The following is a 12,122-nucleotide window of genomic DNA, read 5'->3' as shown; positions in this document are numbered from 1 at the left end:
CCCCTTTTTTAATGCGGCGCGGGTTCCGGCGGCGGCTGGCGTAGACAGCGCAGTTCCGCCAGCAGCAGTGCCAGCGCAAGGGTAATAATCGCAAGCCCCATCCCGCCCACGCTCGCTGCGCTCACGGGCGACAGCCACGCGCCCATGCCGCCGAGCGCCGCCGCACCGATGGCGTCGCCCGTCACGTTTTGCGCCGTCCACAGCCCGTTGATGCGCCCGAGCATGTGATCCGGCGTGCGGGTCTGGATGAGCTGATACTGGATCAGCGAACTCACGCCGCTCAGGTAGCCGAACAGCGTCAGGCAGATAAACGCCAGCGGCCAGAACGGCATCAGGCTGAACACGCTAACAGCCGCGAGCGCCAGCACGGAAGAAACCAGCAGTGTGCGCCCCGGGCGTGGCGCGTGCGCGAGCCCGCCGCTGGTGAGCGCGCCCAGCGCCGCGCCAAGCGGCACGGCGGCGTACAATACGCCGATTTCGCCGCTCGCCATCTGCCAGTGGTTCGCAAGCGCCGGATAGAGCACGCGCACCGCGCTCGCCATCGTCAGCAGCGCGCCGATCAGCGCCACGCCGCCCACCACCGGGCTTGCCGCGAGAAAGCGCAGCCCGTCGGCCAGCGCGCGCAGCGGATGCTGGCGCTGCATCTGCGGCGCAGGCAACGCCGGAAGGGTCAGCAGCGGCAGGAGCGTAAGAAACGTGCCGAGCGCCGCCAGCGCGTAGTTCCAGGCCACACCGCCCCAGGCGAGCAGCATCCCGCCGAGCAGCGGCGAAATCACCGACCCCAGACGCACCGTCAGCATGGTAATCGCCCCCGCCTGCATCAGGTTTTCACGCCCGACGATAGCGGGCGTCGCCGCCAGCAGCGCCGTCACGCCGATTGCTCCGAAAAACCCGTCCCACAGCCCGAGCGCGTAAATCGCAATAACCGACGGCGCAGGCAGCATGGCGTTGACCCAGAGCCCGATAAACCCGAGGCCGCAGGTGGAGCGCGCCAGCAGAATGAGCGTTTTGCGCTCGTAGCGGTCGGCCAGTACGCCGCCCGTCATCAGCCCGATAAACATCGCCGCCCCCGTAAGCGTGACCGCAAGCCCCACCTGAAAAGGCGAGCCGGTGAGCGTCTGGATCTGTACCGGCACCGCCACGCCAAGCAGACCAAGACCGAGAATGGAGATAAAGCGCGCCAGGAAGACGGCGCGGTAAGCGGGATGAGTTTTCAGTAACGAGAGGTTGAGCAACAGCGAATGTCGGTTCATTACAGGGCCTTAACGCGAATTTTCCTTGCCGGATAACGGGACGGCCATGCTAACATAGCCAGATAAGAGTGATAATAACTATCATTATCGATTCCAGGATGTGCGTTATGTCGGCCTCGCGCCTTTCCTCCAGGATGGTTGTCCTGTTGTGTCTCTTGTTATTGCTGCTGTTGATGGCCGCCCTCAGCCTGCGGGTGGGCGCCAAATCCCTGCCCTTCTCTCTTGTGATGGACGCGCTCACCGGCACCTGCCGCGAGGCGGACTGCACTATCGTGCTCGACGCACGCCTGCCGCGCACCCTTGCGGGGATTGTCGCCGGGCTGTCGCTCGGGCTTGCCGGCGCGCTGATGCAAACGCTGACCCGCAACCCGCTCGCCGACCCCGGCCTGTTAGGCGTGAACGCCGGTGCCAGCTTCGCCATTGTGCTGGGCGCGGCGCTGTGGGGCGTGAACGATCCGCTGCCTGTTCTCGCGCTGGCGCTGTGCGGCGCGCTGGCCGCCACGCTCATCGTGGCGTTTACCGGCAGCGCGGGCGGCGGACAGCTTAGCCCGGTGCGCCTGACGCTCGCGGGCGTGGCGCTGGCCGCGGTGCTGGAAGGGCTTTCCGGCGGTATCGCGCTCTTAAACCCGACGGTGTATGACCAGTTGCGCTTCTGGCAGGCGGGCTCGCTTGATATCCGCACGCTGACGACGCTTAAAGCCATCGCGCCGCTCGTGCTCACGGGCGCGGTTATCGCGCTGCTGCTGGGGCGCGCCCTGAACAGTCTCAGTATGGGAGCCGACACGGCGACGGCGCTCGGCAGCCGCGTGGCGCGCACGCAGGTGCTAGGGCTTGTCGCCATTACGCTTCTGTGCGCCAGCGCCACCGCCGTGGTCGGCCCCATCGCCTTTATCGGCCTGATGATGCCGCACCTGGCGCGCTGGCTGGTGGGCGCGGATCACCGCTGGTCGCTGCCGGTGACGCTGCTCGCCACGCCGTCGCTGCTGCTGCTCGCGGATATCATTGGCAGGCTGATAGTGCCGGGCGAGCTGAGGGTCTCAGTGGTCAGCGCGTTTATTGGCGCGCCCGCGCTCATTTATCTGGTGCGCCAGCGGCGCGGCGGAGGCGCGTTATGAGATCCGTTCCCCCTCGTTTAGGGCTCTTTTGCCTACTGACGCTGAGCCTGTGCACAGGTCTCGGCCTCTGGGCGTTGACGCAGGGCGCGGTGACGCTTGAGGCCCGCCAGGTGCTGGACGCGCTGACCGGCCACGCGCCGCGCAATGTTTCGCTTATCGTCACCGAATGGCGGCTGCCGCGCGTGGCGATGGCGCTGCTGCTGGGTGCCGCGCTCGGCGTGAGCGGCGCGATTTTCCAGTCGCTGATGCGCAACCCTTTAGGCAGCCCGGATGTGATGGGCTTCAACACCGGCGCGTGGAGCGGCGTGCTGGTGGCGATGGTGCTGGCGGGCCAGCATCAATCCGCTATCGCGTTCGCCGCCATCGCGGGCGGCACGCTGACGGCGTTTGTCGTCTGGCTGCTCGCCTGGCGCAACGGCATCGACACTTTCCGGCTGATTATTATCGGCATTGGGGTGCGGGCGATGCTGGTGGCGTTCAATACCTGGCTGCTGCTGCAGGCGTCGCTTGAGACGGCGCTGTCCGCGGGCCTGTGGAACGCCGGTTCGCTGAACGGCATTACCTGGGGGAAAACGCTGCCCGCCTCCCCGCTGCTTGTGCTGGCGCTGCTGGCGAGCGCGCTGCTGGTGCGCCGGATGCGGCTGCTGGAGATGGGCGACGACAGCGCCTGCGCGCTGGGGGTGGCGGTGGAACGCTCCCGCCTGTTGCTGATGCTGACCGGCGTCGTGCTGACCGCAGGCGCGACGGCGATGGCCGGGCCGATTTCCTTTGTGGCGCTGGTGGCCCCGCATGTCGCGCGTCGCTTAAGCGGCACCGCGCGCTTTGGGCTGACGCAGGCGGCGCTGTGCGGCGCGCTGCTGCTGCTGGCCGCTGACCTGTGCGCTCAGTATCTGTTCACGCCTTATCAGCTGCCGGTGGGCACCGTCACTGTCTGCCTCGGCGGCATTTATCTCATCGCCTTGTTGATACAGGAGTCACGCAGGAAATGACTATGACTTCACGCTTAACCGGCGAAGCGCTGACGCTGGGCTACGGCGATTTTCGCGTCGCCGACGGGCTGAACGTGGCGATCCCCGATGGCAAATTTACCGCGATTATCGGCCCGAACGGCTGTGGCAAATCGACGCTGCTGCGCACGCTGAGCCGCCTGATGAAGCCGCTCGGCGGGCAGGTGCGCCTCGATGGCGAGGCTATTCAGCACTTCGCCACTAAAGAGGTGGCGCGGCGCATTGGCCTGCTCGCGCAGAACGCCAGCGCGCCGGGGGATATCACCGTTGCGGAGCTGGTGGCGCGTGGGCGTTATCCGCATCAGCCTTTGTTTACCCGCTGGCGCGACGAGGACGAGCGCGCGGTGCAAAAAGCCATGGCGGCGACCGGCGTGACCGCGCTTGCCGACCAGAGCGTCGATACGCTCTCCGGCGGCCAGCGCCAGCGCGCCTGGATTGCGATGGTGCTGGCGCAGGAGACCTCAATTCTGCTGCTCGACGAGCCAACCACCTGGCTTGATATCAGCCATCAGATCGATCTGCTGGAACTGCTCTGCACGCTTAACCGCGAGCAGGGGTATACGCTTGCCGCGGTGCTGCACGATTTGAACCAGGCGTGCCGCTACGCGAATCATCTGATTGCGTTGCGGGACGGGAAGATTATCGCCGAGGGCGCGCCGTCAGAGATTGTGGACGCGGCGCTTATCGAGGCAATTTACGGGTTACGATGCATGATTATTGAGGATCCGGTGGCGGGTACGCCGCTGGTGGTGCCGCTCGGGCGGCGGTGAGCGTGGGTGAATGGCGGGTGCGGCTGGAAAAATGGTGGGTGCGCTTCGCTTACCCACCCTACAAACCACGAACAACCGCTTTCCCTTGTAGGGCGGGTAAGCCTGCGCACCCGCCGGGTTAATGTCAGGTGGGTGCGCTTCGCTTACCCACCCTACAAAACCACGAATAACCACTTTGCCGTGTAGGGCGGGTAAGCCTGCGCACCCGCCGTTAACCAATTACAGCGGGTTGGTTTGCGCTTCGACCACCGCCAGCGCCACCATATTCACGATACGGCGAACCGAGGCGATCGGCGTCAACACATGTACCGGTTTCGCCACACCCATCAGCACCGGCCCCACGGTCACGCCCTCGGAGCTTGATACGCGCAGCAGGTTATAGCTGATACGCGCCGCTTCCACGTTCGGCATAATCAGGATGTTGGCCGAGCCTTTCAGCGGGCTGTCCGGCATACGATCGTTGCGGATGCTCTCTACCAGCGCCGCGTCGCCGTGCATCTCGCCGTCGATCATCAGATCCGGGGCGCGCTCACGCACCAGCTGTAGCGTTTCGCGCATTTTGCTGGCGGCAGGCGAATCGGAAGAGCCAAAGTTGGAATGCGACAACAACGCCACTTTTGGTTCGATCCCGAAACGACGCACCGTTTCCGCCGCCATGACGGTGATCTCCGCCAGCTGTTCCGGCGTCGGATCGTCGTTCACGTAGGTATCGGCGATAAACGTATTGCCGCTCGGCAGCAGCAGCGCGTTCATCGCACCTGCGGCTTTCACGCCGTCGCGATAACCGAAAATTTGCTGAACCACGCTGAAATGCTCATGATAATCGCCGATCGTACCGCAAATCATCGCGTCGGCTTCGCCGCGATGCACCATGATAGCGCCAATCACCGTGCTGTTGCCAATCACTGCGCGCTGCGCCTGCTCCTGCGTGATGCCACGGCGCTTCATAATGCTGTAATACTCGTTCCAGTACTCCTTAAAGCGCGGGTCCGACTCGTTATTCACGATCTCGAAATCTTTGCCCGCCTCGATTTGCAGACCGAGTTTTTTCAGGCGCATCTCGATAACGCCAGGACGGCCCACCAGCACCGGCTTCGCCAGCCCAAGCGTAATGAGCTCCTGAGTGGCGTGCAGCACGCGCGGCTCTTCGCCTTCGGTAAGCACCACGCGCTTCGGATCTTTGCGCGCCTGGTTGAAGACCGGCTTCATGAACAGGTTGGTTTTGTAGACAAATTCGGTGAGTTTGTCTTTATAAGCGTCGAAATCCTCAATCGGACGGGTCGCCACGCCGGAATCCATCGCCGCTTTCGCTACCGCAGGCGCGATAGTCACAATTAAGCGCGGATCGAACGGTTTCGGAATGATGTAATCCGGCCCGAACGACAGCTCCTGATCTTCATACGCGGAGGCCACCACTTCGCTCTGCTCGGCGTGTGCCAGTTCAGCGATGGCGTGGACCGCCGCAAGCTTCATCTCTTCGTTGATGGCGGTCGCGCCGACATCCAGCGCGCCACGGAAGATAAACGGGAAGCAGAGGACGTTGTTCACCTGGTTCGGGAAATCTGAACGGCCTGTGCAGATGATCGCATCCGGACGCACCGTTTTGGCGAGCGGCGGCATGATTTCCGGCTCCGGGTTGGCGAGCGCCAGGATGAGCGGCGAATCCGCCATCTTTTTGACCATCTCCTGGGTCATGACTTTCGGGCCGGAGCAGCCAAGGAAGATATCCGCGCCCTCAATCACGTCGCCCAGCGTGCGCTTACCGTTGTCGTCAATCGCATAAGCGGCTTTGGTTTCCGCCATGTTCTCTTCACGGCCTTTGTAGATAACGCCTTTGGAGTCGCACACCACGATGTTGTGCTTCTGCATGCCAAGCGCCACCAGCAGATTCATACAGGCGATGGCGGACGCGCCCGCACCGGAAACCACGAGGCGCACGTCGGAAATGTTTTTCTGCACCACGCGCAGGCCGTTTAACACCGCGGCGGTACAGATGATGGCGGTGCCGTGCTGATCGTCATGGAACACCGGAATATTCATGCGCTCGCGCAGCTTCTGCTCGATATAAAAACACTCCGGCGCTTTGATATCTTCCAGGTTGATGCCGCCGAAGGTCGGCTCCAGCGCCGCCACCACATCGATGACTTTATCGGGATCGTGTTCGTCGATTTCGATATCAAACACATCGATACCGGCGAATTTCTTAAACAGAACGCCCTTGCCTTCCATCACCGGTTTACCGGCCAGCGCGCCGATATTGCCAAGCCCCAGCACCGCGGTGCCGTTGGAGATAACCGCCACGAGGTTGCCGCGCGCGGTGTATTTATGGGCGGCCAGCGGGTCGGCGGCGATTTCCAGACAGGGCGCGGCTACGCCTGGCGAATAGGCCAGCGCCAGATCGCGCTGAGTGGCCAGCGGTTTGGTCGGAGAAACCTGAATTTTGCCTGGGACAGGGAATTCGTGAAAATCGAGGGCGCTCTGTTTTAGTTGCTCATCCATTTTACTGATCCTTTTTCTTCTGCAGGGTATGAAGCGGCGTGTCGCACGCTCGTTTAACCAGGCCGTCAGTATCGCCCGTTAGCGGCGGCTAAACTTTGAAGACCGCCAAACTCTGAGTCATGCAACCCTTTGATGTTATCAATTTATAGCAGCGATGTTGCCGGTTCGGGAAAGCATTGCTATGCGCGTCTGCTATGCTTTTTTGTTATGTCCCTGATGAGATCCCGGCGGGCGACACTGACAGCGCCCCATAAAATCTTTGCTTTTCAAGGAGTAGCAAAATGAACCAACTCGATGGCATTAAACAATTCACAACGGTAGTCGCCGACAGCGGCGATATTGAATCCATTCGTAACTATCAGCCTCAGGACGCGACCACCAACCCTTCCCTGCTGCTGAAGGCCGCAAGCCTTGAGCATTACCAGCATCTGTTCACCGATGCGCTGGAATACGGCAAAAAACGCGGCAGCACGCAAAAAGAGCAGGTCGCGGAAGCGAGTGACAAACTGGCCGTCAATGTGGGTGCGGAAATTCTGAAAAGTATTCCAGGACGCGTCTCAACCGAAGTGGACGCGCGTCTGTCGTTCGACAAAGAAAAAAGCATCGCCAAAGCGCGTCGCCTGGTGGAGCTGTACCAGGAACAGGGCATCGATAAATCGCGCATTCTGATTAAGCTCGCTTCCACCTGGGAAGGCATTCGCGCCGCAGAAGAACTGGAAAAAGAAGGCATTCACTGCAACCTGACACTGCTGTTCTCCTTTGCCCAGGCGCGCGCCTGCGCCGAAGCGGGGGTGTATCTCATCTCCCCGTTCGTGGGCCGTATCTATGACTGGTACAACACCCGCAAACCGATGGACCCGTATGTGGTTGATGAAGATCCCGGCGTGAAGTCGGTGCGTAACATCTACGACTACTACAAGCAGCATAACTACCAGACCATCGTGATGGGCGCGAGCTTCCGCCGTACCGAGCAGATCCTGGCGCTGGCGGGCTGCGACCGTCTGACCATCTCCCCTAACCTGCTGAAAGAGTTGCAGGAGAGCGATGCGCCGGTGGCGCGTAAGCTTATTCCGGCCTCCCAGGGCTTTAACCGTCCGCAGCCGATGACCGAAGCGGAATTCCGCTGGGAGCATAACCAGGACGCGATGGCGGTCGAAAAACTGGCCGAAGGCATTCGCCAGTTCGCTGTCGACCAGCGTTCACTTGAAGATCTGCTTGCCGCCAAACTTTAACTTTTGCCATGGAGAGAAACATGTCTCGTCAGCTTTTAGCCAACGCCATCCGTGCGCTGAGCATGGATGCGGTTCAGAAAGCCAAATCCGGTCACCCCGGCGCGCCGATGGGGATGGCAGATATCGCCGAAGTGCTGTGGAACGATTTCCTCAAACACAACCCGACAAACCCGACGTGGTATGACCGCGACCGCTTTATTCTTTCCAACGGCCACGCCTCGATGCTGCTCTACAGCCTGCTGCATCTGTCGGGCTACGACCTGCCGATGGAAGAGCTAAAAAACTTCCGCCAGCTGCACTCCAAAACGCCGGGCCACCCGGAAATCGGCTATACGCCGGGCGTGGAAACCACCACCGGGCCGCTCGGTCAGGGGCTCGCGAATGCCGTGGGTCTGGCGATTGCCGAGAAAACGCTCGCGGCGCAGTTCAACCGCCCGGGCCATGAAATCGTCGATCACAATACCTATGTGTTTATGGGCGACGGCTGCCTGATGGAAGGTATCTCCCATGAGGTCTGCTCGCTCGCGGGCACGCTGGGTCTTGGCAAGCTGATTGGCTTCTACGATCACAACGGCATCTCGATTGATGGCGAAACCGAGGGCTGGTTTACCGACGACACCGCCAAACGTTTTGAAGCCTACCACTGGCACGTAGTGCATGAGATTGACGGCCACGATCCAGAGGCTATCAAGCGCGCCATTGAAGAGGCGAAACAGGTTACCGATAAACCGTCGCTGATTATCTGTCGCACCGTGATTGGCTTCGGCTCGCCGAACAAAGCGGGCAAAGAGGAGTCCCACGGCGCGGCGCTTGGCGAAGAAGAAGTGGCGCTGACCCGTAAACAGCTCGGCTGGAACTACCCGCCGTTTGAAATTCCGGATGAAGTCTACAAAGGCTGGGATGCGAAGGAAAAAGGCCGCCAGGTTGAAGCGAGCTGGAACGAGAAATTCGCCGCGTATCAGGAAGCCTACCCGGAGCTGGCGGCCGAGTTTAACCGCCGTATGGGCGGTGAAATGCCGGAAAACTGGCAGCAGGTAACGCAGGAGTACATTGAAAAACTCCAGGCGGAACCGGCGAAAATCGCCTCCCGTAAGGCGTCCCAGAACGCGCTGAACGTTTATGGCCCGGTACTGCCGGAGTTGCTGGGCGGCTCGGCAGACCTCGCACCGAGCAACCTGACTATCTGGTCGGGCTCGACATCGCTGAAAGAAGATCCGGCGGGCAACTACATTCACTACGGCGTGCGCGAATTCGGCATGACGGCCATCGCCAACGGCATCGCCCACCACGGCGGCTTTGTGCCCTACACCGCCACCTTCCTGATGTTCGTCGAATACGCCCGCAACGCGGCGCGCATGGCGGCGCTGATGAAGGCGCGGCAGATTATGGTCTACACCCATGACTCTATCGGTCTTGGGGAAGACGGCCCGACGCACCAGGCGGTGGAGCAGCTCGCGAGCCTGCGCCTGACGCCGAATTTCAGCACCTGGCGTCCGTGTGACCAGGTGGAAACCGCGGTGGCGTGGAAAGCCGCTATCGAGCGCCATAACGGCCCGACGGCGCTGATCCTCTCTCGTCAGAATCTGGCGCAGATCGAGCGCTCGCCGCAGCAGCTGAAAGATGTGGCGCGCGGCGGGTATATCCTGAAAGACGCGGGCGGCAAACCGGATCTGATCCTGATTGCCACCGGGTCGGAAGTGGAAATCGCCGTTCAGGCGGCAGAAAAACTGCGCGGCGACGGCGTGGCGGTGCGTGTGGTGTCGCTGCCGTCGACTGATGTCTTTGACGCGCAGGATGAAGCCTATCGTGAATCGGTGCTGCCGTCCGACGTCAGCGCGCGCGTGGCGGTGGAAGCGGGCATCGCCGACTACTGGTACAAATACGTCGGCCTGAAAGGCGCTATCGTCGGCATGACCGGCTATGGCGAATCCGCGCCCGCGGAGAAACTCTTCCCGTACTTCGGCTTTACCGTCGAAAACGTGGTAGAAAAAGCCCGCAAAGTGCTCGGCAAATAAGCCAGCCTTAACGGGCTGAGGCCGATCGTTTAAGCGTATCTGAACGATTCTGCCAGTAAGAAATAAGCCAGAGTCAGTTTCCTGATTCTGGCTTTTTTATGACTGCACACGATATGGATTTCGTTATCCGTTCAGCTTTAAATCACATAAAGCTTAAGTGAGCGGCATTACGGCAGATGCCTGGGGTTATTCTCTACAGGCCGCTTTCAGCAGCAGACTTCGCGCGAGCGATGGCGCCGGCGTTAAATATTGGATGCTCATAGTTATCGGTGACATCACGGACTCGGTATATCTTCCAGATGTCTGACTCCCGACGAACAAACACTTCCAGCTCTACTTTTTTCCCGCCCTCCCTGCCAATCCATACTGGCATTACCTCGCCCCCCATGAACGGTCTGGCGGCACCGACAGTTAGCGCCGATATCCATGATGGATCATAGTCCTGTGCATAAGCGAAGTAATCCGAGCCAATCAGGTCTTGTTCTGATATCGACTCGATATCCTCCAGTCTCTTGATCGTGTCGGCAGAAACATATTCGCGCAAATCAGACAGCGAGTATTGATGGTCGCTACTTGTAAGAGACATCAGATAAGTAGAATAAAAAGAATGTACTCGCGTCGGCGCGCTCTGTTCCGGCTTAACTGCGCAAGCGGAGAGCAAGAAAGCGCATAACATTATTACTGCTCGCATCAATTCATCCTGTATATTTTGAAAGCCGGTTGGGCGGCGCGATACCCTGGGCCCGGGTACATACTGCGTTGCCTGAAATCGGAGATCCACTGCGTGCCATCATACATTGTCATATGCCCGCTCGGGTTTCCTCCGGGATACGGCTGAATCACAGCAACATCGCCGCTCAATAATGTTGAGCCCGGCGGGACTTCACGAAATCCAGCGCGCAGTAATGCAGGCCCGTAATCTTTGGCGTTTAGCGTTCTCTCCAGCCGTATGCCGCCAGCAGTTATCGCCTCCCTTGTAAAGGTCGCACATTCGTTATGTGAATGACCATGCGCGCGGGAGCGGAGGTGCGAAATAGCAACGTCTTTATTCCAGTTCATTCTTAGTTCCTTTAAGCATGAAAAATGGAATTATTACGTTAACCATAAATATTTAGTGGGATAAAAAATGCTGAAATTATCCCACGTAAAATGATTATTTCCGGATTCGGCCCGGCAGAACTCGCCTGCAAGCAAACAGGATCGAACGGGTGCCTCTCGTTCCTCGGCGCAAGGGTTTTAAATTAGCCTTAACAGGCTGGCTTTTATTTCCGGCGCGGTTTTATTTCAGAACGTTCAGCGTCTCGGCGCTTTTGTTTATCACAATATCTTCCGTTTTCTCATCCCACTGCGCCTGCGAGACAATCACCTGCCCAGGATGCTCTGGGTCTCGCGTCACCAGCGACGTGCCATCCACATCCTCCTGCACGTTCAGGTTCATGGAAAACGAGGGAATCGCTTTTACCCACTGCTGTTGCTGCACGTCATAGAGATAGGTCGCCCGCCAGGCGCTGCTCCACCATTCGGGATAAATCAGCGCACGGTCGCGTCCGCTGTCGTCAAGGTTGGAGAGCACCTCGACGCCGCCACCGATGCAGGAGGGAATTGCTGCCGGTTTGATCGCCGGATCGCTGTTCCACAGCTGGCACTCGCAGTCACCGCTCTCATCGCAGACGCCGTTGGTTTTCGGGTCATGCGCCGTCAGCCAGGCGTAGCTTTTGGCGCTGCCGTTAAACCGCCCGCCCGCCAGACGGTAATCGCGCGTTTTCTGGCGATTCGCCTCGGTTATCCAGTCGGTTTCTTCGCTGATGCGCCAGCCTGCGGCCTGTTTCGTTAAGGTGAGCTGCGCCGGGTAGTTGCGCGGCGTTTGCGGCTCAAGCCCCGCCTGTTTCACAAACGTGGCCTGTACGGCAAGCGGCTGCCCGTCCTGTTCGGTGAGCGTGATATTGCTGATGATGGCCTGTGCGTAGTGCGGATGTTTTTGCACGAAGGCGGCGTTTTCCTGGATAACGGCGTCGCGCGCAAGCGCTTTGCCGTACCAGCTGACCTGTTCGCCATAAAGCGCCGCGCCTGCCTGGGCGGAGGGATGATTTTTAAACTCGTTCCAGCGCGCGACCAGCGCGTTCGCGTCGCGCTCGTCCTGTGGTGTCATCGCGGCACTGGCGCAAAGCGTCAGTCCTGTGAGCGCCAGTCCGAGAACCGCGCGCAGCCCCTGAGTGAAAGCCATACATTCC

General features: G+C 60.3%; 10 protein-coding genes. 5 read left to right on the top strand and 5 right to left on the bottom strand.

Annotation, left to right across the window (positions count from 1 at the left end; all coding sequences use genetic code 11):
- Positions 1-8: 8 nt before the first annotated feature.
- Complete coding sequence (gene entS, locus CSK29544_RS09955; protein ID WP_007893817.1) at positions 9-1,253, bottom strand: enterobactin transporter EntS; 1,245 nt, start codon at positions 1,251-1,253, stop codon at positions 9-11.
- Between the two features lie 107 nt (positions 1,254-1,360).
- On the opposite strand from entS, the gene fepD reads away from it, so the two are divergent.
- Genes fepD through fepC form a run of 3 tightly spaced genes read left to right on the top strand, consistent with a single transcriptional unit; the run spans position 1,361 to position 4,145 of the window.
- Positions 1,361-2,368 carry a Fe(3+)-siderophore ABC transporter permease gene (fepD, locus tag CSK29544_RS09950; RefSeq protein WP_029039423.1) on the top strand — a complete coding sequence of 336 codons (1,008 nt, stop codon included), beginning with the start codon at positions 1,361-1,363 and terminating at the stop codon, positions 2,366-2,368.
- Entirely contained in the window at positions 2,365-3,357 is a 993-nt protein-coding gene (gene fepG, locus CSK29544_RS09945; protein WP_029039422.1) for an iron-enterobactin ABC transporter permease, read from the top strand. The genes fepD and fepG overlap by 4 nt, the downstream gene beginning before the upstream one ends.
- The gene (gene fepC, locus CSK29544_RS09940; RefSeq protein WP_029039421.1) at positions 3,354-4,145 is read left to right on the top strand and encodes an iron-enterobactin ABC transporter ATP-binding protein; all 792 of its coding nucleotides are present in this window, start codon (positions 3,354-3,356) and stop codon (positions 4,143-4,145) included. The genes fepG and fepC overlap by 4 nt, the downstream gene beginning before the upstream one ends.
- Positions 4,146-4,364: 219 nt before the next feature.
- Here fepC and maeB read toward each other — a convergent pair whose 3' ends face one another.
- On the bottom strand, positions 4,365-6,644 hold the full coding sequence (gene maeB, locus CSK29544_RS09935) for an NADP-dependent oxaloacetate-decarboxylating malate dehydrogenase (protein WP_007893826.1): 2,280 nt from the start codon (positions 6,642-6,644) through the stop codon (positions 4,365-4,367).
- 281 nt (positions 6,645-6,925) lie between these two features.
- Between maeB and tal the strand changes: the two genes are divergently transcribed.
- Together tal and tkt are read left to right on the top strand one after the other, a co-directional pair.
- Positions 6,926-7,876, top strand: coding sequence for a transaldolase (gene tal / locus CSK29544_RS09930; protein WP_007893829.1), 951 nt, complete (start codon positions 6,926-6,928; stop codon positions 7,874-7,876).
- 20 nt (positions 7,877-7,896) lie between these two features.
- On the top strand, positions 7,897-9,891 hold the full coding sequence (gene tkt, locus CSK29544_RS09925) for a transketolase (RefSeq protein ID WP_014728327.1): 1,995 nt from the start codon (positions 7,897-7,899) through the stop codon (positions 9,889-9,891).
- A gap of 193 nt (positions 9,892-10,084) precedes the next feature.
- Here the strand turns inward: tkt and CSK29544_RS09920 are convergent, their stop codons facing one another.
- From CSK29544_RS09920 to CSK29544_RS09910, 3 genes are all read right to left on the bottom strand, one after another.
- Positions 10,085-10,582: a YqhG/Tai3 family protein gene (locus CSK29544_RS09920; RefSeq protein WP_029039420.1), complete on the bottom strand. Its 498-nt coding sequence runs from the start codon at positions 10,580-10,582 to the stop codon at positions 10,085-10,087.
- Complete coding sequence (locus CSK29544_RS09915; RefSeq protein WP_004386545.1) at positions 10,582-10,950, bottom strand: hypothetical protein; 369 nt, start codon at positions 10,948-10,950, stop codon at positions 10,582-10,584. Before CSK29544_RS09915 ends, CSK29544_RS09920 begins: the two co-directional genes overlap by 1 nt.
- A gap of 220 nt (positions 10,951-11,170) precedes the next feature.
- Positions 11,171-12,115 (bottom strand): hypothetical protein, encoded by a 945-nt coding sequence (locus CSK29544_RS09910; RefSeq protein WP_007893843.1) that lies wholly within the window; start codon positions 12,113-12,115, stop codon positions 11,171-11,173.
- Positions 12,116-12,122: the final 7 nt, after the last annotated feature.

The sequence above is a fragment of the Cronobacter sakazakii genome (assembly GCF_000982825.1).
Classification (GTDB): Bacteria; Pseudomonadota; Gammaproteobacteria; order Enterobacterales; family Enterobacteriaceae; genus Cronobacter; species Cronobacter sakazakii.
The sequence above is the reverse complement of the archived record's forward strand: the minus strand, read 5'-3'. Positions and strand labels throughout refer to the sequence as shown.